General features: G+C 30.4%; 20 protein-coding genes. 12 read left to right on the top strand and 8 right to left on the bottom strand.

Features of this window, described 5'->3' with window-relative positions:
• Positions 1–161 precede the first annotated feature (161 nt).
• Positions 162–2,099, top strand: coding sequence for a DNA topoisomerase (ATP-hydrolyzing) subunit B (gene gyrB / locus H9I45_RS14050; protein WP_088354496.1), 1,938 nt, complete (start codon positions 162–164; stop codon positions 2,097–2,099).
• Between the two features lie 79 nt (positions 2,100–2,178).
• On the opposite strand, the gene H9I45_RS14045 is transcribed toward gyrB, so the two are convergent.
• Together H9I45_RS14045 and H9I45_RS14040 are read right to left on the bottom strand one after the other, a co-directional pair.
• Positions 2,179–3,189 carry a DUF6588 family protein gene (locus H9I45_RS14045; protein ID WP_088354497.1) on the bottom strand — a complete coding sequence of 337 codons (1,011 nt, stop codon included), beginning with the start codon at positions 3,187–3,189 and terminating at the stop codon, positions 2,179–2,181.
• Positions 3,190–3,217: 28 nt separating this feature from the next.
• Complete coding sequence (locus H9I45_RS14040; protein ID WP_088354498.1) at positions 3,218–3,715, bottom strand: hypothetical protein; 498 nt, start codon at positions 3,713–3,715, stop codon at positions 3,218–3,220.
• 296 nt (positions 3,716–4,011) lie between these two features.
• Here H9I45_RS14040 and H9I45_RS14035 point away from each other — a divergent pair, with 296 nt between their 5' ends.
• Positions 4,012–5,052, top strand: a complete 1,041-nt coding sequence (locus tag H9I45_RS14035) for a DUF6588 family protein (protein WP_088354499.1) — start codon at positions 4,012–4,014, stop codon at positions 5,050–5,052.
• 128 nt (positions 5,053–5,180) lie between these two features.
• Positions 5,181–6,107: a malate dehydrogenase gene (mdh, locus tag H9I45_RS14030; protein WP_088354500.1), complete on the top strand. Its 927-nt coding sequence runs from the start codon at positions 5,181–5,183 to the stop codon at positions 6,105–6,107.
• 77 nt (positions 6,108–6,184) lie between these two features.
• Here the strand turns inward: mdh and H9I45_RS14025 are convergent, their stop codons facing one another.
• Positions 6,185–7,861, bottom strand: a complete 1,677-nt coding sequence (locus H9I45_RS14025; RefSeq protein ID WP_088354550.1) for a formate--tetrahydrofolate ligase — start codon at positions 7,859–7,861, stop codon at positions 6,185–6,187.
• A gap of 166 nt (positions 7,862–8,027) precedes the next feature.
• Here H9I45_RS14025 and H9I45_RS14020 point away from each other — a divergent pair, with 166 nt between their 5' ends.
• The 4 genes from H9I45_RS14020 (at position 8,028) to obgE (ending at position 14,084) form a co-directional block, all read left to right on the top strand.
• A complete protein-coding gene (locus H9I45_RS14020; RefSeq protein ID WP_088354501.1) occupies positions 8,028–8,627 on the top strand; it encodes a hypothetical protein in 600 nt (199 codons plus the stop codon).
• A gap of 149 nt (positions 8,628–8,776) precedes the next feature.
• Positions 8,777–11,782 carry a protein translocase subunit SecDF gene (secDF, locus tag H9I45_RS14015; protein ID WP_088354502.1) on the top strand — a complete coding sequence of 1,002 codons (3,006 nt, stop codon included), beginning with the start codon at positions 8,777–8,779 and terminating at the stop codon, positions 11,780–11,782.
• Between the two features lie 106 nt (positions 11,783–11,888).
• Entirely contained in the window at positions 11,889–13,007 is a 1,119-nt protein-coding gene (locus H9I45_RS14010; RefSeq protein ID WP_088354503.1) for an adenylate kinase, read from the top strand.
• A gap of 84 nt (positions 13,008–13,091) precedes the next feature.
• Entirely contained in the window at positions 13,092–14,084 is a 993-nt protein-coding gene (gene obgE / locus H9I45_RS14005; RefSeq protein ID WP_088354504.1) for a GTPase ObgE, read from the top strand.
• 67 nt (positions 14,085–14,151) lie between these two features.
• Here obgE and H9I45_RS14000 read toward each other — a convergent pair whose 3' ends face one another.
• From H9I45_RS14000 to H9I45_RS13980, 5 genes are all read right to left on the bottom strand, one after another.
• Entirely contained in the window at positions 14,152–14,631 is a 480-nt protein-coding gene (locus tag H9I45_RS14000; protein ID WP_228454926.1) for an energy transducer TonB, read from the bottom strand.
• A gap of 38 nt (positions 14,632–14,669) precedes the next feature.
• Positions 14,670–15,650 (bottom strand): energy transducer TonB, encoded by a 981-nt coding sequence (locus H9I45_RS13995; RefSeq protein ID WP_088354506.1) that lies wholly within the window; start codon positions 15,648–15,650, stop codon positions 14,670–14,672.
• A 69-nt stretch (positions 15,651–15,719) separates the two neighbouring features.
• A complete protein-coding gene (locus tag H9I45_RS13990; protein WP_088354507.1) occupies positions 15,720–16,976 on the bottom strand; it encodes a tetratricopeptide repeat protein in 1,257 nt (418 codons plus the stop codon).
• Positions 16,976–18,310: a M56 family metallopeptidase gene (locus tag H9I45_RS13985; protein WP_088354508.1), complete on the bottom strand. Its 1,335-nt coding sequence runs from the start codon at positions 18,308–18,310 to the stop codon at positions 16,976–16,978. The genes H9I45_RS13990 and H9I45_RS13985 overlap by 1 nt, the downstream gene beginning before the upstream one ends.
• On the bottom strand, positions 18,307–18,675 hold the full coding sequence (locus H9I45_RS13980) for a BlaI/MecI/CopY family transcriptional regulator (RefSeq protein WP_088354509.1): 369 nt from the start codon (positions 18,673–18,675) through the stop codon (positions 18,307–18,309). Before H9I45_RS13980 ends, H9I45_RS13985 begins: the two co-directional genes overlap by 4 nt.
• 123 nt (positions 18,676–18,798) lie before the next feature.
• Between H9I45_RS13980 and H9I45_RS13975 the strand changes: the two genes are divergently transcribed.
• The 5 genes from H9I45_RS13975 (at position 18,799) to pulA (ending at position 25,441) form a co-directional block, all read left to right on the top strand.
• Positions 18,799–19,299 carry a DUF456 domain-containing protein gene (locus H9I45_RS13975; RefSeq protein ID WP_088354510.1) on the top strand — a complete coding sequence of 167 codons (501 nt, stop codon included), beginning with the start codon at positions 18,799–18,801 and terminating at the stop codon, positions 19,297–19,299.
• A gap of 513 nt (positions 19,300–19,812) precedes the next feature.
• Complete coding sequence (gene lysS / locus H9I45_RS13970) at positions 19,813–21,507, top strand: lysine--tRNA ligase (protein ID WP_088354511.1); 1,695 nt, start codon at positions 19,813–19,815, stop codon at positions 21,505–21,507.
• Positions 21,508–21,602: 95 nt separating this feature from the next.
• Entirely contained in the window at positions 21,603–22,526 is a 924-nt protein-coding gene (locus H9I45_RS13965) for a glutaminase (protein ID WP_176397576.1), read from the top strand.
• A 13-nt stretch (positions 22,527–22,539) separates the two neighbouring features.
• Positions 22,540–23,385, top strand: coding sequence for a DUF3667 domain-containing protein (locus H9I45_RS13960; RefSeq protein WP_088354512.1), 846 nt, complete (start codon positions 22,540–22,542; stop codon positions 23,383–23,385).
• A 67-nt stretch (positions 23,386–23,452) separates the two neighbouring features.
• Positions 23,453–25,441 (top strand): type I pullulanase, encoded by a 1,989-nt coding sequence (gene pulA / locus H9I45_RS13955; RefSeq protein ID WP_088354513.1) that lies wholly within the window; start codon positions 23,453–23,455, stop codon positions 25,439–25,441.
• Positions 25,442–25,478: the final 37 nt, after the last annotated feature.

Below are 25,478 nucleotides of genomic sequence, written 5' to 3'. Positions count from 1 at the left end.
CGATTTAAGAGACTTTTAAGAAATCAACAAATGTTGATAATTTTAGAACTAAATCGCTTAAAACATTTGAAAAACAGTCTAAAAATCGTAAATTTGAGTTTACAAAATTCGTTTTTCGAGACGAGTTTTATCAACTTTAAAATAAATAATTCACTTTTATAATGAGCGAAGAAAACAAAAATAATTATGACGCGTCCAGCATTCAGGCATTAGAAGGAATGGAGCACGTAAGAATGCGTCCATCCATGTATATTGGAGACGTTGGTATACGTGGTTTACACCATTTAGTGTATGAAGTTGTAGATAACTCTATTGATGAAGCAATGGGTGGTTATTGTGATACGATTGATGTTACAATAAACGAAGACAATTCTATTACAACCAAAGATAATGGACGTGGAATTCCTGTTGGAATCCACAAAAAAGAAGGTGTTTCTGCTTTACAAGTAGTAATGACTAAAATTGGTGCTGGTGGTAAATTCGACAAAGATTCTTATAAAGTTTCTGGAGGTTTACATGGTGTTGGTGTAAGTTGTGTAAACGCACTTTCAGACCATTTAAGAGCAACTGTACATAAAGAAGGTAAAGTTTGGGAACAAGAATACGAAAAAGGTAAAGCTTTATATCCTGTTAAAACAATAGGAGAAACAGATTTTACAGGTACAATTGTTACTTTTTTACCAGACAAATCTATTTTCGCACAAACTACAGAATATAATTACGACACGCTTGCAACTCGTATGCGTGAATTATCTTTCCTAAACAAAGGAATTACAATTACGTTAACAGATAAAAGAAGAACAGATGATGAAGGTAACTTTATTTCAGAAGTTTTTCATTCTGATGAAGGTTTACCAGAATTTATTAAATATTTAGATTCTACTCGTGAGCAGTTAATTGGTTCTGTAATTTCTATGGAAGGTGAAAAAAATGGTATTCCTGTGGAAGTTGCCATGGTTTATAACACTTCTTATGCAGAGAATTTACATTCTTATGTAAACAATATTAACACACACGAAGGTGGAACACATTTATCTGGTTTTAGACGTGGTTTAACTGGTACTTTAAAAAAGTATGCAGATGAATCTGGTTTATTGAAAAACGTAAAATTTGATATTGCTGGAGATGATTTTCGTGAAGGTTTAACTGCAATTGTTTCTGTAAAAGTTCAAGAGCCACAATTCGAAGGACAAACAAAAACAAAATTAGGAAACAGAGAAGTTACTTCGGCAGTTTCGCAGGCGGTTTCAGAAATGTTAACGGATTATTTAGAGGAAAATCCGAATGATGCAAAGATAATTGTTCAGAAAGTAATTTTAGCAGCAACTGCAAGACACGCAGCACGTAAAGCCAGAGAAATGGTGCAACGTAAAACTGTAATGTCTATTGGTGGTTTACCTGGTAAATTATCTGACTGTTCTGAAACTGACCCAGCACAATGTGAAATATTCTTAGTTGAGGGAGATTCTGCAGGTGGAACAGCAAAACAAGGTCGTGATCGTAATTTTCAAGCAATTTTGCCACTTCGTGGAAAGATTTTAAATGTTGAAAAAGCGATGCAACATAAAGTTTTCGAAAACGAAGAAATAAAAAACATGTTTACTGCTTTGGGTGTTTCTATCGGAACAGAAGAAGACCCAAGAGCTTTAAATTTAACGAAAGTAAGATATCATAAAGTAGTTATTATGTGTGATGCCGATGTTGATGGTTCGCATATTGCTACCTTAATATTAACTTTCTTCTTTAGATATATGAGAGAAATGGTAGAGCAAGGTTATATTTACATTGCAACACCACCTTTATATTTAGTAAAAAAAGGTCAGAAAAAAGAATATGCTTGGGATGACAATCAACGTGATATAATTGCGCAGCAAATGGGAGGTTCTGTTTCTATACAACGTTATAAAGGTCTTGGAGAGATGAATGCAGAACAATTATGGGACACAACTATGAACCCTGAATTTAGAACTTTAAGAAAAGTGGTAATTGATAGCCCAACTGAAGCAGACAGAGTTTTCTCTATGCTAATGGGAGATGATGTTCCACCAAGAAGAGATTTTATTGAAAGAAATGCAAAATATGCAAATATTGATGTTTAAATTTCACAAAAATTAATCAACAAAAAAAAGCGGAAGATTTAAAAATCTTCCGCTTTTTTTTTATTTTATTAAAATAGGTTTATCTAATTGAGAAACCTGCTCTTACTGTAAATACATCATATTCCTGTAAAGCATATTCAGCAGCAATATTTATGAAAAACAATTTCATACTTAAACCTAAATTAGCTCTCATAGAACTACCATCGTAAGCTAATTTTATAGGATCTACAAACGTTTTTCCAGAATTTGAAGTCACGTAAGTTCCCAACATATTAACATCAGTATCATAAGAAGTTGTTCCAACACCTCCATAAAGTGTAAAAATAGAAAGTTTCTTTGAGGCAAGTACTTGAAACATAAATGTTTTTGTATTAAACTCAAGCGCCTGTGTAGGCTCATTATCTGGATCTACAAAGAATTTAGATTTCACGTCATTCCAAGCAGCTAAAATAGAAACATCAAATGGTAATCTTTTTACAAAAGGAATCCATTGTTTTATATCATGCTTAATTCCAATACCAAATGTAGAGAATTCGTACTCATCTCCTTTCTGTTTTGGCACAAAACGAATAATTAAATCTGTTTTTTTAAACAGCCCTACACCAGCTTGAATCATTGCAGATGGTACAACATTATACCCAATAGATTCTTTTAAACCAGAACCTGGTAAAGAAGAAGTTGAAATAGAGTTGTTATTTGAATCCGTAAATTCTAACAATGGTCTGTCTGCCAAATCTTGAGACCCAAATAAAGTAGGTAATTGCGCAGAAGCAGATGGGTTATTAGGATCTGAATCTAACTTAATATTTGTGTACTCTGAATTAGTAAAAGTAAAAGTTTCTGCATTTTCTGGTACAAAAGCTCCATTTGCAATTACTGCAATATCAATTCCCAAAAATTTATGAGACCTTGCAGTGGTATACCATCCACCATTAATTCCATTCCCAAAACCTGTAGCAAAAGGGGCTGCATAGCCTTTTAAAAGTGTTTGTGCATCTCCAGCTCCACCCTCTAAAATTGATTCTAAATCTATTTGACTAAAAGACACCATACTAGTTAAAGCAAGTGCCAAAGTTATTAATTTTTTCATATTGTAAGTTTGGTTAATTTATCAGTTTTTATTCTACTGTTGCTTTTACTTTAAATTTTAAATTAATCGTAAAAGAATCATCTCCAGGTGTTGAAGTAAAATCCGCTTTAAGCACATAAGGAAATGTTCCAGAATTTATAAGAGACAAAATACCTGAAGCATTTGCAGGAATTAAAATTTCTGTACCAACTCCTTTAGTAAGTGTAAGAGTCTGATTGATTTTAATTGGACCAACAGTTAAATCAAAATTTCCAGAAATAGCATCTCCAGAGTAATCATCTTGTAAAGTAAGTGTAACCTTCTCGATATTAGCATCAACAAATTTACTTGCATTGTCTAATAATTGAGAGATATCTGTAGAACTTGAAGTTTCAAATGATGTAGTAGTGTTTAGACCTGTGACTACAGCATTACTTTCAAACTCGTCTACAACAATAAATTGTATTTCTCCATTTTCTTCACAGTTGCTAAATGCCATTATTGCAACAAACAATAATAGTGGTTTTAAAAATTTAATTCTTTTCATTTTGTATAATTTTAGTAGTTAAATATTTGTTAATTACAAATATAAGAAATTAATAATAGTTTAAATAGGGGAAAATACCTGTTTTTAGCCAAAGACTATAAAAGTAAATCTCTATTAACTAGCGTTTTATTGATTTTACAATTAATTTTTCCAATATTTAATAAGAATAATATCCAATTAATCTATATTATTTGATTTTTTAAAACTAATAAATACTATTAAAGGAATCGATTATTAATTAATTCATTAATATTTATTATTTTTATCAAATAATTTAACCCCTAAATCCCTTAAAAATGAAAAAATATATTTTCATTTCTTTCACTCTATTATTATTTGTTTGCAATTTAAAAGCTCAAACTGGTTTTGAATCTTTCTTATTAGCTGATAAAAATGACAGTCAACAACTCATAAAAGCTTACTTTTCACCAAGAATTAATGCATTTAAAAGCGCTTTAAATAATGGTTGGTATCACACCGCAAAAACGCATAAGCCTTTTGGTTTTGATTTTTCCATTAATTTGAATAGCGTTGTAATACCTTCAAATTCAAAAAGTTTTAATCTTTCTGGATTGAGTTCTATAAACCAACCTTTAGGAACTGTTAAAACTGTTTCAGCTGTGGGATTAGAAAATTCATCAATTATAAACGTAAATACAAATATAAATAACGAAAGTGTATCCGCGAGTTTTAATGCTCCAGAAGGAAATAGTGGAAAATATTTTTCGAATACTATTTCTACTCCAATTGCACAGTTAAATATTGGGCTCTCTCATAATTTCGATTTTATGTTGCGTTTTATGCCCGAGATAAAACCAAACAATAATAATGAGTCTTTAAATATATTAGGAGTTGGCTTAAAAAAAGAAATTACAAATTGGTTTCCATCAATTAAGAAATTACCCTTACACATTTCTTTATTAGCCGCTTACACAACCATGAATGTTAATTATGGTGTAAAAGATAGAGAGTTACCTTCCGGAAATGCATCTGGCTTAGAAACTAAAAATGGTTTAACAGCTTTTAATTTAAATACTTTTACGTTACAAACGCTTGTATCTTATGATTGGTCTTCATTTAATTTGTATGGAGGGTTTGCTTACAATAATAGTAATGCTTCCTATAAAACTCTTGGTGAATTTAAGGGGCAATATGAAGGAAATTCCAATTCTATAACTAAAAATTTAGATACTACTAATTCATCAAAATTTAATTCGAATGGGTTTTCCTCAACATTAGGAGCAAGATTAAGCTTAAGGTATTTAAAAATATTTAGCTCTTATACTTTACAAGAATTCAGCTCATTCAATTTAGGAGTTGCAATTAGTATTAAATAATCCTTAAAAATTTAACAAAAAAAGACATCTAGTTTAGTTGTTCTTTTTTTGCTTTAAATTAACGAAAACATTCCTTAAAAATCGTATTTTAGCACTCGATTATTCAATATAAATTAAAATTTAAAATTATGAAAGTTACAGTTGTTGGTGCAGGTGCAGTAGGTGCAAGTTGTGCAGAATATATTGCTATTAAAAATTTTGCTTCGGAAGTTGTTTTATTAGACATTAAAGAGGGGTATGCAGAAGGAAAAGCGATGGACTTAATGCAAACTGCTTCTTTAAATGGTTTTGACACCAAAATTACAGGAAGTACAAACGATTATTCTAAAACTGCAGATTCTAATATTTGTGTAATTACTTCTGGGATTCCAAGAAAACCAGGAATGACTCGTGAAGAACTAATTGGAATTAATGCAGGAATTGTAAAAACGGTATCTTCTAATTTAATTGAACATTCTCCAAATACGATTATAATTGTAGTTTCTAATCCTATGGATACTATGACATATTTAGTTCATAAAACTACAGGTTTACCTAAAAATAGAATTATTGGTATGGGTGGAGCATTAGATTCAGCTCGTTTTAAATATAGATTAGCAGAAGCTTTAGGTGCACCTATCTCTGATGTTGATGGAATGGTAATTGGAGGTCATTCAGATAAAGGTATGGTTCCTTTAACTAGATTGGCAACTAGGAATTCTGTACCAGTATCCCAATTTATTTCTGAAGAAAGATTAGAACAAGTGATGCAAGACACCAAAGTTGGTGGAGCCACATTAACTGGTTTATTAGGAACTTCTGCTTGGTATGCTCCTGGAGCTGCAGTTTCTGGAATGGTTCAGGCAATTGCATGTGATACTAAAAAGATATTCCCATGTTCTTCTTTATTAGAAGGAGAATTTGGTTTAAATGATTTATGTATTGGAGTTCCTGTTGTTTTAGGAAAAGACGGAATTGAAAAAATTGTAGAAATCGATTTATCTGATGCTGAAAAAGCTAATTTACAAGCATCTGCAGAAGGTGTTTCTAAAACTAACGGATTGTTAGAATTATAAAACGACATTATTATATATATTTAAAAAATCCAGCTTTTAGCTGGATTTTTCTGTTTTATAGAGTTTACAATTCTGTTTTAAGATAATCCAGAAATAACACCATCATTATCAATTGTCATATTTTCTGATGCAGGAATTGCTGGCAAACCTGGCATTCGCATCATTTTCCCTAAAATAGGAATTAAGAATTGTGCACCAGCTGCAATTTCTATTTCACGAACTGTAACTGTAAATCCTTTAGGTCTTCCTATTAAACGTTCGTCATCCGAAAAAGATTTTTGTGTTTTCGCCATACAAATAGCAAAATTACCGAAACCTAATCGCTCAATTCTTCTTAGATTTAAAAGCGCTTTGTTATCGTATGCAACATTTTCTGCTCCGTAAATTTCTTTGGCTATTTTTTCTATTTTTTCTTTTACTGGAGAGTTCCAATCATACAAAGGTTTGTATTGAGTTGCTTTATTTTCCACAATATCTACAACTGCTTCTGCCAATTTCTTAGTACCCTCACCTCCTTTTGCCCAACCTTCAGACAATACAGCTTGCACTCCTAAACTTGCACATTTTTCAATTACAAAATTTACTTCTTCTTTAGAATCTGAAACAAAAGAATTTATGGCAACAACTGGCTCAATATTATATTTTCGGATATTTTCTATATGCTTTTCAAGATTACTAAAACCTTCTGTTACTTTCTCTAAGTCAGGTGTATTGTAAACCTCTTTTTTTGCGCCTCCATGATGACGTAAAGCCCTAATTGTAGCAACTAAAACCACACATTTAGGATTCAGTTTTGCGAATTGAGATTTTATATTCAGGAATTTTTCTGCACCTAAATCAGCACCAAAACCTGCTTCTGTAACTACGTAATTAGATAAGGAAAGTCCCATTTTTGTGGCAATAATTGTATTGGTACCTTGTGCAATATTTGCGAAAGGACCTCCATGAATAATTGCAGGATTTTCTTCCAAAGTTTGCACTAAATTTGGTTTAATAGCATCTTTCAGCAAAATCGCCATTGCATTTTCTGCTTTTAAATCACGTGCAAAAACAGGTTCATTTTTATAAGTAAAACCAATAAAAATATCGCCCAAACGTTTTTTCAAATTCTCGATATCAGATGCCATACAAAGAATCGCCATTACTTCTGAAGCTGGAGTAATATTAAAACCATCTTGCCTTGGAACACCATTTGCAGTTCCTCCTAAACCAATGGTAATATCACGCAAAGCGCGATCGTTCATATCAATAACACGTTTCCAAAGCACAGTTCTTGGATCTATATTTAAATTGTTCGATTTACTTTGTATGTTATTATCAATTAAAGCAGATAATAAATTATTCGCCTTTTCAACTGCGTTAAAATCTCCTGTAAAATGTAAATTAATGTCTTCCATTGGCACAACTTGCGAATAGCCTCCACCTGCTGCTCCACCTTTTATTCCAAAAACGGGTCCTAAGGAAGGTTCTCTTAAAACGACTGTTGCTTGTTTTCCTATTTTATTCAATCCTTCTGTTAAACCAATTGAAACTGTTGTTTTTCCTTCTCCTGCTGGAGTTGGAGTTAATGCAGTTACTAAAACCAAGTTGTTTTTAGCTATTTTTTCATCATCAATTAAAGACAAAGGGAGTTTTGCTTTGTACTTTCCATACATTTCCAAATCGTCTTCAACAATATTTATTTTTTTTGCGATTTCTATAATATGTTCGAGCTTTTTTGCTTGTGCAATTTCAATATCTGATAAATGTGCCATATCTTTTATTATATCTGTTATTTTTTTCTGATTAAGAGGCATAAATATAATCAATTTTAAAACTCAACTATTGTTTAATTTAAGATATTTAAAACGCTAATTTACAAGTTGATTAAGATTCTAATTTTTAGAGACTAAAACGCATCTTTTTTTATATATTTGGGGCATGAATTCTAAATGGTACATTGGTACTTTTCTTTTGTTATTTATCTGCTTTGGAGTATTCCAGGAGCAGGTGTATGAACCTAATCAAGAAATTGTTCTTGAATTCATAGATACTTCTTCACATAATAATAGTATCAAAAACACCATAAACGAAGTTCAAGAAAAACTGCTAGAAATTGGTGTTGCAAACATCGCTATTCACAAAACAAAAAAAGGGACTTTAAAAATCTCTTATTACAGTGCTGTAAATGTTGATGTGATTAAAAAAGCGCTTTCAAAAAAGCACCAATTAGTTTTAAATAAAAACCCTGATAATCATAAAGAAGACGAAGAATCTTCTAATTATAGTATTGATGTTTACGAACTAACAGATAAGGAAGATATCTCTAATTTAGATGATAAGTTTATATTTGAAATCGAACATCGTTCAGACAGGTTTACTATAAATTATAGCTTAGGATTATCTAAAATAATAGAAAGTAAAGAAAATACGCTTTTTAAAACTGCTTATAAAGCGAACAAAAACAATCTTTATATAAAGGATTACACTTCTTACCAAGAGCCAGAAGTTAGAGCTGGCCCACAAAATTACTTCATTTAAATTGTAATTTTTTACATTATAATCAAACTATTTAAGTGGATGTATATCAATTACATCACAAAAAAACAAACCATTAAAATAATTGTCAGATTTTACGAGAAGGTATATATTTGCTCGTTTTTTAAAAAATTTGACTAAATAAATATAAAATGCAAAACAAAGGACTAATTAAATTATTCGCTATTCTTTTTGGATTAGTGAGTTTATACCAATTATCGTTTACATTTCTAGCGAACAAAGTAGAAGATGATGCAAAAGTGTATGCCGAACAAAATGCACCAGATGATGCAAGACTAAAAGCTACTTTCGAAAACAGATATTTAGACAGTGTAGCAAACAAAGAGGTTATCGATTTAGGTGTAGCACAATATACTTACGACGATGTAAGAGACAAAGAAATGAATCTTGGTCTTGACTTAAAAGGTGGTATTAATGCCATTTTACAAGTTTCTGTAAAAGAAGTTTTAAAGAGTTTATCTAACGACTCTAAAAACGAAGCTTTTAATACAGCTTTAGATAATGCATACGAAAGACAAAAAACTAGTAATGCTACTTATTTAGATTTGTTTTTCGAAGAATTCGAAAAAGTTGCAGGTGATACTAAATTAAGTGACCCTTCTATTTTTGGAACAAAAGCATTAAGCGATAAAATTAAATTTAACGAAGATAATTTTTCTGTAAGAGAAACTTTACAAGAAGAAATTAACAGTTCTATTAGTACTGCTTTTGAAGTATTAAGAAGTAGAATCGATAAATTTGGAGTTGCCTCTCCAAACATTCAAAGAATTGGAAACTCTGGTAGAATTCAAATTGAATTACCAGGAGCTAAAGATATAGAGCGTGTTACAAAATTAATTACAAGCAAAGCTGAATTACAGTTTTGGGAAGTATATACAAATGCAGAAGTACAAAACTTTTTCTTTACAGCAAATGCAAAAGTTGCTGAATTATTAAAAGACGATACTGAGGTTGAACAAGTAAAAGATTCTGTAAAAAACGACGATATTGACGATCTTTTAGGAGAAACAGTAGATTCTACGAAAGTTCAGAAAAATTTATTTACTTATTTAAGACCAAGAATTGCTCAGTCTCAAAACCAATTAAGCTCTGTTGTTGCAGAAGCAAGAGTTGCAGATACTGCTACAGTAAATAGTTTATTAAAAAACAAAGAAGTTAGAAATTTATTACCAAACGAGTTAAGGCATGTAAAATTCTTGTGGGACTATAAAACTGTAAAAACTGAAAAACCAGAAAATGCTGATGATGATTTTGAAGTAGAAGAATTTATTTTCCTATATGCTATAAAATCAAACAGAAACGACACTCCTGCAATAGAAGGAGATGTTATTTTAGATGCTGGTCAGGTTTTTGATCAATTAAACAAACCAGAGGTTAGCATGACTATGAATAGTTATGGAACTAAAGAATGGGGGAAATTAACAACTAAATTATCTTCTCAACCAGATAAATTTATTGCTGTAGTATTAGACGACTATGTTTATACTGCACCAACAGTAAGTATTGCAATTACTTCTGGTAGAACTTCTATTTCTGGTGGAAGCATGACAGTCGAAGAAGCAAAAGATATTTCTACAGTTTTAAAAGCTGGTAAACTACCTGCAGCTGCAAGAATTATTCAAATAGAAGTTGTTGGACCATCTTTAGGTCAAGAAGCAATTGATGCAAGTTTTCTATCATTTGGTTTGGCTATTTTCTTAGTTTTAATTTGGATGATTTTATACTATGGTAAAGCTGGTTTATTTGCAGATGTTGCCTTAATTGTAAACATTTTATTCATCTTTGGAATTTTAGCCTCTTTTAATGCTGTGTTAACATTACCTGGTATTGCTGGTATTATCTTAACAATTGGTATGTCTGTAGATGCAAACGTAATTATCTTCGAAAGAATTAAAGAAGGTTTATTTGGTAAAAAAGGCTTAAAACAATCTGTAGAAGAAGGTTTCTCTATAAAAGGAGCATTATCTGCAATTATAGATGCTAACATTACAACTTTATTAACAGGTATTATTTTATATGTTTTTGGATCTGGCCCAATTAAAGGTTTTGCCTTAACATTAATGATTGGTATTGCAACTTCTTTATTTACTGCTGTATTTATTACACGTATTTTAATTGATGGAGCTATAAATAAAGGAACAAACTTAACTTTTAATACTTCTGTATCTAAAGGATGGTTCCAAAATATAAATGTAGAATTCTTAAAGAAACGTAAAGTTGCATACATCATTTCTGGAGCAATTATTTTAGCGGGAATCGTTTCTATTTTCTCTATTGGTTTAAAACAAGGTGTAGATTTTAAAGGAGGGCGTTCTTATGTGGTTCGTTTCGACCAAGACATGAGTGCTACTGAAGTTGCTGGAACATTAAAAGATGCTTTTGGAACGGCTCCAGAAGTAAAAACATATGGAACAGCAAATCAATTAAAAATAACTACGGTTTATAAAATTGATGAAGAAGGACAAGAGGTAGATGAAGCTGTACAAAATACTTTATATACTGGATTAAAACCTTATTTAGGGAATATAGATTACGAAACTTTTAAACCTGGATTCGAGAAAGCAGGTGCAGGTGTAATGAGCTATATGAAAGTAGAACCGACAATTGCAGATGATATTAAAACAGATGCTTTATATGCAGTTTTTGGATCGTTATTAGTGGTTTTCTTATACATTTTGTTACGTTTTAGAAAAATTTCTTACTCTATTGGAGCTGTAGTTGCCGTTTTTCATGATGTATTAATTGTATTAGGTGTATTCTCAATCACTTACAATTTTATGCCTTTCGATATGGAAATTGGCCAATCTTTTATCGCCGCAATTTTAACGGTGGTAGGTTACTCCTTAAATGATACTGTGGTAATTTTCGATAGAATTAGAGAATTTGTAGGAGATTACAAAAACAGACCATTAGGAGAAAACGTAGATAAAGCTGTAAGCTCTACTTTAGGAAGAACCATAAATACTTCTTTAACAACATTATTGGTAATGTTAGCAATCTTCTTATTTGGAGGAGATTCTATTAAAGGATTTATGTTCGCCTTAATTGTAGGTGTTATTGTTGGTACATATTCATCTTTATTTGTAGCAACACCAATTATGTATGACGCTTCTAAAAAAGAAGAAAAGAACAAATAGTTCTAATTAAAATAAATAAAAACCGTTTTCTTTAGGCTGAACTTGTTTTAGTTTCAAAAAGAAAACGGTTTTTCTATTTAACCAATTGCAGTTATATTTGCATTCTATGAGTATTATAAAACTTCACGATTTATATTTTAAACCTTTTATTTCTGAAAACGAAATTAAAAGTATCGTAAAATATTTAGCAAATAAAGTAAAAAGAGACCTTCCTAAAGATGAAGTTCCTATTTTTGTGGGAATTTTAAATGGATGTTTTTTATTTGCTGCCGATTTTATAAGAGAATTTGAAGGAAATTGCGAAGTCTCTTTTGTAAAATTAGCTTCTTACCAAGGAACTTCTTCTACCGAAAATGTAAAAGAATTGGTAGGTATTAATGAAGATTTAACAGGAAGAACAGTTATCATTTTAGAAGATATTATAGATACTGGAACAACACTCCAAGAAATTTACAATATCTTTAGAAACAAGAATGTAAAACAACTAAAAGTAGCGTCTTTATTCTTTAAACCAGACGTTTTTAGAAAAGAGCTACCTATAAATTATATCGGAAAAAGTATCGAAGATAAATTTATTGTAGGTTATGGATTAGACTACAATGGTTTAGGCAGAAATTATTCAGAAATATATCAACTATCAACACCACCAACAATGAAAAACATCGTATTATTTGGCCCTCCAGGAGCAGGAAAAGGAACACAAGCAACATTTTTAAAAGACATGTACAATTTAGTACATATTTCTACTGGAGATGTATTCCGTTTTAATATTAAAAATGAAACAGAATTAGGTTTACTAGCCAAAAAATATATGGATGAAGGCGATTTAGTACCAGATGAAGTGACCATAAATATGCTAAAAGCAGAAGTAGAAAAAAATGCAGATGCCAATGGGTTTATTTTTGATGGTTTTCCAAGAACACAATCGCAAGCAGAAGCTTTAGACGCTTTTTTAGCCGATAAAGGAGAACAAATAAATGGAATGGTAGCATTAGAAGTACCAGAAGATTTATTGGTAGAACGTTTGTTAGAGAGAGGAAAAACTAGCGGAAGAACAGATGATACAGATGAGACTAAGATTAGAAATCGTTTTAACGAATACAACACAAAAACGGCGATTCTAAAAGACTATTTCGAAGCTCAAAATAAATATTACGGAATTAATGGTGTAGGTTCTATCGAAGAAATTACACAACGTATCGCAAAAGTATTTGATACATTATAAAAATGTGTAAATGTTTAAACGTTTAATTGTTTAAGCAACGAGTACGATTACACGTTTCAACAATTACACAATTACACAAAAACTATGACTGAAGGAAATTTTGTTGACTACATAAAAATATACGCATCTTCTGGAAAAGGAGGGCAAGGTTCTGTGCATTTACATCGAGAAAAGTACATTACCAAAGGTGGTCCTGATGGTGGAGATGGAGGACGTGGAGGACATATTATTTTACGTGGAGACAAAAATATGTGGACATTATTTCACCTGAAATTTAAACGTCATTTTAGAGCAGAAGGTGGTGGTGCTGGAAGTGCAAGCAGAAGTACTGGACATGATGCCAAAGATATTTATATAGATGTTCCTTTAGGTACCATTGTTAGAGATGCAGATACAGACGAGATTTTACACGAAATTACCGACCACGAAAAAGAAGTAATTTTATTACCTGGAGGAAAAGGCGGACTTGGAAACTGGCATTTTAAATCTTCTACAAACCAAACACCAAGATATGCACAACCTGGAATTGACGGGCAAGATGGTTGGTTTAGAATTGAATTAAAATTATTAGCAGATGTTGGTTTGGTTGGTTTCCCAAATGCTGGAAAATCGACTTTATTATCTGTTTTAACTTCCGCAAAACCTAAAATTGCAGATTATGCCTTTACAACTCTTAAACCCAATTTAGGAATTGTAGAACATAGAGATCATCAAACATTTGTAATTGCAGACATTCCTGGAATTATAGAAGGTGCTGCAGAAGGAAAAGGATTAGGACACCGTTTTTTACGTCATATAGAGCGAAATTCTGCTTTGTTATTCTTAATTCCTGCAGATAGTAATGATATTAATAAAGAATACGACATTCTTCTAAATGAGCTGAAACAGCACAATCCAGAATTGTTAGATAAAGATAGGTTGTTAGCAATTTCTAAAACAGACATGTTAGATGAGGAGCTTATAGCTGAAATAAAACAAGACTTACCAAAAGGTATAGAAACTATCTTTATTTCTTCGGTTGCAGAAATTGGCTTACAAGAATTAAAAGATAAGCTTTGGAAAATGTTGAACTCTTAGAGTATTTACATTTCACAAACTTCTAATTCCAATAGTATTCTGAATTTATTTTAGGAAAGTATTGGAATTATTCTTTTAGTTGAATTTGTATTGGTAACCTATACTTGGTGGTTACAGGAATACCTCTTTTAATAGCAGGGTAAATCGTTGGAATTTGCTGAATGCTTACTTTTAGAATACTATCCAATTCTGGTAATTCTTGTTTTATAATTTCTGAAGATTCAATTGTTTCTAACTCGATATTTCCTTTAGAGTTTATCAGTAAATTTACAATTACAACTTCAGCAATGGAATCTTTTATTGTAAACTCGTGCTTTTGTAACTCCTCTCCTATTTTTTGATGAATGGTATGTCTAAAACAATCTTCTTGTTGAGATTTTTCAATTAAAGAATCACAAACTTTAAAAGACGGATACGTATCTACAGAAGAAAAATTTACGAGTGTATCTAAAACGTTATTGTTCGTATTTTTTTTGAACGAAAACTTATCGCAAGAAATGCAAAAAAGAATTAAAATCAAAAAAGAAAAAAAACGTAACAACATCATTTTATATATTAGGTGAAATTACTAAATATTATCGACATTTACTCCTTTTTTGCGCCTTCTACTATTATTGAAAAGGGAATAGAGTAACTAACACTAACAGGTTTTCCTTCTTGTTTACCAGGCAACATTTTTGGCATTAACTTTAAAACTCTTATTGCCTCCTCTTTAATTTTTACATGAGGCGCTCTTGCACCAATATTTACAATATCTCCTAATTTATCTATTTTAAATGTAATTAAAACTTTTTTTCTCCCAGAAGACAAACCTAATTTATTAGGTAAATCTGCATCGAAATGTTCTATAAAATGTTCTTGAACTTTCTTAGAAAAACAATCTTTAAGATTTCTTTTGCTTCCTTCGCAACCAGGATAAATAGGAACTTCTTCAATAATTAAAAAAGAAGTTGGTTCATTTGTTATAGTATCTTGATCTTCTATAATAATTGCATCCTCTTCTTGCGGATTTAATTCTCCATTAATAATTTCTAAAATCTCTGTTAACTCTTTAAGTTCCTTAGAATTTAAATTTGGTTTTAAAGCTACAAACTTGGTAATATTATTTATTGCCTTGGCATAATTCTTCGATTTATAATTTTTAATTGCAGCGTTATAAGCAACTTTTAAAGAATCTTTTCTTTGGTTTTCTAAACGAAGTTTTTTATTATTTTCTGGATTTTCTAAAGCATCTAAATTTGCTGTATAGAGCAACAGCATTTCTTTATAGATATTAGAACCTTTATTATTTTGAAGTAAAAAAAAAGCTTTTAAATACTCTTGCGATTTCTCGTAATTATTTTGCTCATGGTAATATTTGGCACCAAAGATTGCCACATCTTCTTTAATAATACCTTCGTAGTATTTTTTTGTTTTCTCTAAATAATCGGTTGTTTTCTCGAAATCTTTTTGTTCGTAGCTCTGTTGTGCTCTCTCGAAATACACATTTGCGATGGCTTTTTTATCTTGAGATTTTATCTGAAGAGTAAAAGTAAGGCAAAGTAAAAAAGGGATTAAGTATTTCATAATCTTTAGTAAAATAAAACGCTCTTGTTAATTATAACAAGAGCGTAAAACTACTAAATTTTAATGATATTATCTATCTAACTTTTCGCCTCTCATAAAATAATCGTTTTTAATTTCTGCGATTCTTCTTTTTATAAAATTCGTCATGTCTGCATCTTTATCTTGGAAATTATCCATGTATTTTATATAATGTCTATAAGCTATTTTCTTCTCCTTATAATAATCGTCAGAAATTTTTGCTAATTGATATAATGCCCTGTAATTTCTTGTATTCTCTTTGTATGCTTTTTCGAAATTAATTAATGCATCCTTTGGTTTTTTAGTCTCGTAGAACATGGTTGCCAATCCGAAATATTCTTCGTCTCTTTTTTCTTTTCCTCTAGTAGTTGCAATTCTATAATAAAATTGAGCGCCTGTATATTTTTTTTCTTTCATAGCAATATGCCCTAAATAGGTAAAAGCTTTATAATTTTCTCGATCTAAAATAGATAGTTTTTTAAAATATTTCTTGGACTTTTCTAAACTATCTAAATTGTAATAAGTTCTGCCTAACATAGAAGTACTGTATGTATCTTTTTTATCGATTGTATCTAAATTTAAAAGTAGTGGAATACTTTCTTTGTATTTCTTTTCGCGATATAATTGGTTAATTTTTAATTTATTTAAATTGATGTGGTTTTTATCCAATTCCAATCCTTTTTCTACAAACAACTTGGTAGAATCTATTTCTTTCAATTTTTGAAAACTAGATGCTAAATGTGCGATTGCTTTTAAATGAGTCGTATCTTTTTCGAAGGTATCTATAAAACTATTTATCATTCGATCTCTATCGTTTCCTTTTGCATATGCTAAAGCTAATTGATAAGAATAATGGGCATTCGTTGGATCTTTTTTAATTAATTTTTTAAATAATTTCTTGGCTTTTGTAGCATTATTCGTAATTAAATACAATTTCCCTAATTGGTATTTTAACACCAAGTTTAACGAATCTTTGGAAGTAATTTCCTCGTAAATTTTAATAGATTTATTTGGTTTTTTAAGTCTTTGGTACGCTTTTGCCAACTTTAATTTGGCTTGCTCATCGTTTTGAAACTCCAAAGCTTTTTCTAAAAATTCGGCAGTTTTCTTGTAATTATCTATCGATTCGTAAATTGTTGCAGTTTTATAATTGGAACTAAAAGAAGCATCCATATTTGCCAATTCTTTTAAAGCCAATTGGTACCTTCCTTTTTCGAACAAACTATCTACCACAGAAAAAGTTGAAGACTGAGCTTCAACTTTTAAAATGGTAATAAATAATAGTATTATTAAAATTTTCTTTTTCATTATTCTTTTTTCTTAGTGTCTTCTACAAAAAGTGTAAACGGAATGGAGTATTTTACTGCGACTTTTTCACCATCTTGCTCTCCAGGAATCATTTGTGGTAGCAAACTCATAACTCTTATAACTTCTTCTTTAATCTTTGGGTGTGGTGCTCTTACTTTAATTTCATCAACAATTCCGGTTTTATCTATCTTAAACATAATAGAAACTCGCTTTCTTCCAGGTGATAAACCTAAGGTTTTCATTAAGCTAGAATCAAATTTTTGAATAAAATGTTTTTGAACCTTTCTATTGAAACAATCTTTATCTCCAGAATTACAACCAGGAAAATTTGGCGTTTTTTCTATTGTCATAAAAGAAACACTTTCTTCCACCTCAATAATTTCACCATTATCTATATCATTTGTATTTTCAATTCGTGGTGACTGTTCAACAACCTCTATAATTTCCTCAACCTCTACAAGAGGTTCTATTTCTTCATTTTTACTTGTTTTTGTACATGAAATGTAAAAAAGCAGACTTGCCAAAACAGGAATCAATACTAGATATTTTAGCTGATTCATTTTTTTAGATTTGTTTTTCGTCATCATAATAATTCTTTTTTTTATTAATGTTTGTTTATAAAATTGATTGACAAACGCTATGTTTTCAACCTGAAAAAAGTTGGATAATAAGTTGTTAATATAATTTTCTTTGGGTGTTAACTTTGTAGCAATTTCATCTGAAATATATTCATGAACTAGGGTTATTCTTTTCTGATAAATAAAAATCATGGGATTAAACCACATTACAATTTTTAGAAACTCGAAGAATAATAAATCAAGAGAATGTCTTTGTTTACTGTGTACTAATTCGTGTTCAATAATTTGTGATTTTTGAGATTCTGGAATTTCTTTCCCTAAAAAAATGTAATTAAAAAATGAAAAAGCAGTTGTTTGTTTTGAAAGGTGAACTAAAGTAAATCCCTCCTTTTTTTCAATTTGATATTTTTTTATTAAAATAAAAATCTTAATTAATTTAGATAAAAATAAAATTGTAAAAACACTTACGCCAATCCAAAATATAATATTTACATAATTTATAGATTGATAAAATGTAGTTTTCTCGATTATTTTGTTGGGAGCTATAACGATCTCTGGCAAGTAAACAAAAAACTTTTCTGGTAATACTTTTTGAAACGTTTGTATTTTAATAAAAGGTAAAATAAAAGACAATATTGGAGTACTTAATAGATACCCTCTATTTTTCTTAAAAAAAGTTTCTTTACTTAAAAAGAGGTCGTAAAAAACCAAAAAGAACACTTGACATAAAACAACTTGAATTATATAATTTATCATGATTTTTTATTTTTATTTACTTCTTTTAAAATAGATTCAAGTTCTTTAACATCCATTTTATTTTCTTTTACAAAAAAGGAAACCATGCTTTTAAAAGAACCATCGAAATAACCATTCATTAATTTGTGTAAACTTTGGTTACTATAAGTCTCTTTTTCAATAATTGGGTAATAAATAAAACCTCTACCAACTGGTTTATGGTCTACAAATTCTTTGGTTTCTAAAATTCTTATAATTGTAGAGACTGTATTATATGCTGGCTTTGGTTCTGGTAATTTATCAATTACTTCTTTTACAGAAGCTTCTTGTAAATCCCATAAAACTTGCATTATCTGCTCCTCTGCTTTTGTTAATTGTTTGTTCATAATTTTAACTAAACTTTTAGTTCAACATGACAAATATAACTAAATAATTAGTTTAAACTAATTATTTAGTTAAAAAAATGTAACAAAGGTTTTGTATTTTCGTCTTAACATTTAAAATTGACTATGGATATATTTTTATTAATTATTGGTTTCCTATTGGTATTATTAGGAATCGTTGGTTCTTTTTTACCAATTTTACCTGGACCTTTAACAGGTTGGATTGGCCTGCTGGTATTACATTTTACTTCAGTAATTCCAATGAATTGGAATTTTTTAGGAATTACTTTAGGAGTTTCAATTCTTATTTGGGTGCTAGATTATATAATTCCTGCAATTGGAACTAAACGTTTTGGTGGTAGTAAATATGGGGTTTATGGAACTACAATTGGTTTAATTGTTGGTTTGCTCACTCCTATTCCTTTTGGGATTTTAATTGGCGCTTTTTTCGGAGCTTTAATTGGAGAACTTTTATATGATAGTAAAGACACAAATAGAGCAATTAAAGCTTCTTTTGGTTCTTTTATTGGTTTGTTGGCTTCTGCTACTATAAAGTTTTCTGTTGCTGTTGTTTTTGTTGTGCTGTTTTTAATGAAGTTTTGGGAGTTTAAAGAAGATTTCTTTTAAATAATAATTATACATTTTCTCGCAAAGACGCTGAGTTAAATTTATTTTACTGACAGTTGATTCTAAATGAAAACTTTTTTACCACATAGAAACATAGAAAACATAGGCTTATTGTTTTCTGAAAACTGAATACTGAATACTGAAAGTTTGCAAACTAGTCTAGCCCTGATTGTAGCAATTGTTTGAGCTCTTTTTTATTCTTTTTAGAATAAAAAAAGCGAGTGCGAAAAGCAGGAAATAGCTCCAAAAAAAAGAAATGAAACTCTTTTAAATAAAAAAAAGCGTCCCATTTAAGGGAAGCTTTCCATTGGTTAACAAAACCAAGACACTTTTACTAAAGTGCCAAACAACACAACTAAATGCTACTTCAACAAAAAGTAGCAGGCAAATATACAACGATTTCGTATTTCCGCAAATAATAATCCGCATTTTATTAATTCCGCTAATTGTCTAATTCTTTTATTGATTGTATCTTTGCTGTCTTTATAAAAATAGAACCTAATAAAATACAGAATGCAATTATCAGAACAAGAAGTTGTACGTAGAGAAAAGCTTGCAAAATTAAGAGATTTGGGCATAAACCCTTATCCTGCAGATTTGTTTCCCGTAAATTCTAATTCGAAAGAAATTAAAGAAAATTACGAGGAAGGTAAAGAGGTAATTATTGCTGGACGTTTAATGGTAATTAACATTCAAGGAAAGGCTTCTTTCGGACAATTACAAGATGGTGAAGGTAGAATACAACTGTATTTTAATCGTGACGAAATTTGTACTGGAGAAGATAAAGAACTTTACAATAATGTCTTTAAAAAATTATTAGATTTAGGAGATTTTGTTGGTATTGAAGGTGTACTTTTTACTACCAAAGTTGGTGAAAAAACTGTAATGGTTAAGAATTTTAAAATGCTTTCTAAAGCGTTGAAACCTTTACCAATACCTAAAGTGAAAGATGGTGTAACCTATGATGCTTTTACAGATCCAGAAATGCGTTACAGACAACGTTATGCAGATTTAGTGGTAAACCCACATGTAAAAGAAGTATTTGTTAAAAGAACAAAATTGTTTAATGCAATGCGTTCTTTCTTTAATGATGCTGGTTATTTTGAAGTGGAAACTCCAGTTTTACAACCAATTCCTGGTGGTGCTGCAGCAAGGCCTTTTATAACGCATCATAATTCTTTGGATATTCCATTATATATGAGAATTGCTAACGAATTATATTTAAAAAGATTAATTGTTGGTGGTTTTGATGGTGTTTATGAATTCTCGAAAAACTTTAGAAATGAAGGAATGGACAGAACGCATAATCCTGAGTTTACAGCGATGGAAATCTATGTTTCTTACAAAGATTACAATTGGATGATGGATTTCTGTGAGCAACTTTTAGAACATTGTGCAATTGCTGTAAATGGAACTTCTGAAGCTACTTTTGGGGAACATAAAATAGATTTTAAAGCGCCATATGCAAGAGTAACTATGGCAGATTCTATTAAACATTTTACTGGTTTCGATATCAATGGTAAAACAGAAGATGAAATTAGAACTGCAGCAAAATCGATGAACATCGAGGTTGATGAAACCATGGGTAAAGGAAAATTAATTGATGAAATTTTCGGTGAAAAATGTGAAGGAAACTACATTCAGCCTACTTTTATTACAGATTATCCGAAAGAAATGTCGCCACTTTGTAAAGAACATAGAGACAACCCAGAATTAACAGAACGTTTTGAATTAATGGTTTGTGGTAAAGAAATTGCAAATGCATATTCCGAATTAAACGACCCAATTGACCAACGTGAACGTTTTGAGCATCAATTGAAACTAGCGCAAAAAGGTGATGATGAAGCAACTGAATTTATAGATGAAGATTTCTTACGTGCGTTAGAATATGGAATGCCTCCAACTTCTGGAATGGGAATTGGAATGGACAGATTAATTATGTTTTTAACAAACAACCAATCTATACAAGAAGTTTTATTTTTCCCTCAAATGAGACCTGAGAAAAAAGCGCCTTCTATTGAATTAAATGACGAAGAAAAAGCAGTTTTAGCAACGATTGAAAAAGCTGGAAAAATAGATTTAAACGATTTAAAAACGCAGTCTGGTTTATCTAACAAAAAATGGGATAAAACTATTAAAGGTTTAACAAAAAAAGATGTTGCCAAGGTTTCTAAAACAGACGAAGGTTTGTTTGTAGAAGCTTTGTAAAGGAGTAATTTTCATAAAATTTTATAAAAGGAATTACAGAAATGTAGTTCCTTTTTTGTTCTTAAAAAGTTAACTTCGCTTTTAAAGTTTTCAGTATGCAAATAAAAAAATACCAAAAAATAATTACAGAGATTTATTCTGATATAAAAGACGTAGAAGATCTTGGTAAAGTAGCCAATTATATTCCTGAATTGGGCAATGTTTCTGCAGATAATTTTGGCATAAACATCACTAAAATAAATAACGAAAGTTTTGGAATAGGTAATTTCGAAGGGAAATTCTCTATACAAAGTATTTCCAAAATTCTAACACTTACGTTGGCTTACAAATTGGAAGGAGAAAAATTATGGCAAAGAGTAGATGTAGAGCCTTCTGGAAATCCGTTTAATTCTTTACAACAATTAGAATCTGATTACGGAATTCCGAGAAACCCTTTTATAAACTCGGGTGCAATTGTTGTTTGCGATGTTTTAATTTCTCATTTACAAAATCCAAAAGAAGAATTTTTAAACTTTTGCAGAGAATTATCTAATAATTTCACTTTAAATTATTCTGAAAAAGTAGCAACATCAGAAAAAAATACTGGTTTTAGAAATGTGGCTTTGTGTAATTTTATAAAGTCTTTTAAAAACATTAAAAATAATGTAGATGAAGTTTTAGACTTTTATTTTCATATTTGTTCTTTAGAAATGAGTTGCAAAGAATTATCTGAAATATTTTTGTATTTAGCAGATGATAAATTTAGAACTCATAAAGAAAACAGCGTTCTTACAGAAAGTCAAGCAAAAAGAATAAATGCAATTATGCTTACTTGTGGTTTTTATGATGAGTCTGGGGAATTTGCTTTTAGAGTTGGTTTGCCTGGTAAAAGTGGAGTTGGTGGAGGAATTGTAGCAATTCATCCAGATGAGTTTTGCATTGCAGTATGGAGTCCAAAACTGAATAAAAAAGGAAATTCTTACAAAGGAATGTTGTTTTTAGAGAATTTTACTACAAAAACAGCTTGCTCTATTTTTTAGTTATATTTGATATATGAATTGTAAAAACTGTCAAGATTCTTTAGAAGAAAATGCTCAATTTTGTGACAATTGTGGCGCTAAAGTAGTTACCTATAGAATTACTTTTAAGCATCTAATTTCAGAATTGGTTAAGGAAGTATTTGGTGTTGATAGTAAATTTTTCTTAACCTTAAGAAAAATGGTTACAAATCCAGAAGAAGTTATTGGTGAATATATTTCTGGTGTTCGTAAAAAGTATGTAAATCCTTTTGCTTTTTTAGCAATTGCTGCTGCTTTGTCTTTGGTTATTTACAATTATTTTGCAGATGATTTTATTGCAATTCATGGGTCCTACAATTCCGAGCGAATGATTGAGGTTAAGAAAGCTGCAGACATAGATTTATCTTCGTTAAAAGGTATCTCTAAAGAAGAAATGGCTACTATAAAAATTGAGAAACAATCAGCTCAGTTTCAAATAAAATTACTGGATAACATGATGCAGTTTATGCTTCGTTATTTTAATTTACTTACCTTTTTATTTCTACCTCTTTATGCTTTACTAAGCAAATGGACGTATCGAAAACCTCATAATTTTGGGGAGCACATAGTAATAAACGCATACATTTATGGTTTTGCTACGTACTTTACAATCATTGCTTTTTTTGCTGCGATGTTAATTCACCCATCCATTTATATGTACAGTATGTTTGCATACATTGCTTATTACTTATATGCTACTTCCAAGTTATACAGCCATTCTTTTGGAAAAGCGTTGCTTAAACTTTTACGTTTTATAATTGGTCTAGTTCTACTAACCATTGTATTTGTAATTCTTTCAATTATTATTGGATTTTTTTTAAAACAGTTTGCTATAATTTAATATTATAATTCTGTTGCTTATTTCAATAAAATTGAAGAACTTTCTACTTTCAATCTAATTTTACGATATGAAAGTACCTCAACTATTCACTTTCTTACTTTTTATGACGCTTATTTCTTCTTGTAAACAAAGACAAACTATTTTCGCTAATTTTGATGCATATCCAACTTCAGAAAAAAATCTTTGGTTAGCGTATTCTAAAGAAGCAACTACTTTTAAAATTTGGTCTCCAGCTGCAACTGCTGTAAAGCTCAATTTTTACAAAACAGGAAATAATTCTGATGTTTTTGAAACTCATTCTTTAAAAGATGATGAAAATGGTGTTTGGTCGAAAACAATTAAAGGAGATTTACATGGAACCTATTATACCTATCAAGTATTTGTAAATAATAAATGGTTAGCAGAAACTCCTGGGATTTATGCAAAAGCAGTTGGCGTAAATGGAAACAGAGCCATGATTTTAGATTTTGAAACTACAAATCCAACAAATTGGAAAACTGATAAATATGTCAATTTAAAATCGCCAAATGATGCCATTATTTACGAACTGCATATTAGAGATATTACCATTCAAAAGGGAGCAAATTCTTCTTTTGCTGGAAAGTATGTAGGTTTGGTAGAACTAGGTACAAAAAGCAACCAAAATGTAGCGACTGCAATTGACCATATTAAAGAATTAGGAATAACGCACGTCCATTTATTACCCACTTTTGATAATTATTCGATTGATGAAACCAATTTAGACAAACCACAATTCAATTGGGGTTATGATCCACAGAACTACAATGTTCCTGAAGGTTCTTTTGCAACGAATCCTTTTGATGCCGAAATTCGAATTAAAGAATTCAAAACGATGGTAAAAGCATTTCACGATGCAAATATTGGTGTTATTTTAGATGTAGTTTACAATCATACAGGAAGAACAGAAAACTCAAATTTCAATTTAGAAAACCCGAATTATTATTACAGATTTAATAAAGATGGTTCTTTTTCTGATGCTGCAGCTTGTGGAAACGAAACAGCTTCAGAAAGAAAAATGATGCGTAAATTTATTTTAGAGTCTGTAAAATATTGGGCAACCGAATATCATTTAGATGGATTTCGATTCGATTTAATGGGAATCCATGATATTGAAACCATGAATTTAATTGCTTCTGAAGTAAAAAAAATAAATAAAAATGCACTTATTTATGGCGAAGGTTGGACTGCAAACGACTCTCCTCTTCCTGAAGAAAAAAGAGCTTTGAAAAAACACATACAACAAATGCCACAAATTGCTGCTTTTTCGGATGATATTCGAGATGGAATTAAAGGTTCTGTTTTTGATGATAAAAGCACCGGTTTTGTAAGTGGTGCAGAAAACAAAGAAGAATCTATAAAATTCGGAATTGTAGGCTCCATAAATCATCCTCAAATCAATTATAAAGCTGTAAATTATTCTGATAAACCTTGGGCATACCAACCTTGGCAAGCCATAAACTATGTTTCTTGTCATGATAATCACACATTGTTCGATAAACTAAAAATCTCTCAACCAAACGCTTCTGAACAGGAAATAAAAGCGATGCACAAATTGGCAACTGCTATTATTTTAACTTCTCAAGGAACGCCTTTTTTACATGCAGGTTCAGAAATGATGCGTACCAAAAACGGAGAACATAATTCGTATAAATCTCCAGATTCCGTAAATCAAATAGATTGGAATTTAAAAGTAAAAAATGCGAATGTTGTAACTTATTACAAAAATTTAATTCGCTTGCGAAAAGAGCATCCTGCCTTTAGAATGCCAACTGCAAAAGAAGTACAAGAAAATTTAGAGTTTAAAGAAATTGAAAATGGATTGGTTTCATATCAGCTGAATAACAGCGCAAACAACGATTCTTGGAAAACTATTTTGGTCATTTTTAATGCACAAAAAAATGTTGTAAATTATAAATTAGAGAAATCTTGGAAAGTTGCAGTTCTTGGAGATTCTTTTGATTTTGATGGGAAAGAAAGTGTTTTTGGGAGTTTTAATGTTCCTGAGACTTCTATGGTTATTTTGTTTGAAAAATAATAAACAGGTAAAACAAATTTTTTCCTTGTTGATTTTA

The organism is Polaribacter haliotis (genome assembly GCF_014784055.1).
Lineage (GTDB): Bacteria > Bacteroidota > Bacteroidia > Flavobacteriales > Flavobacteriaceae > Polaribacter > Polaribacter haliotis.
Note: the sequence above shows the minus strand (reverse complement) of the source record. Positions and strands in the feature narration are given on the sequence as shown.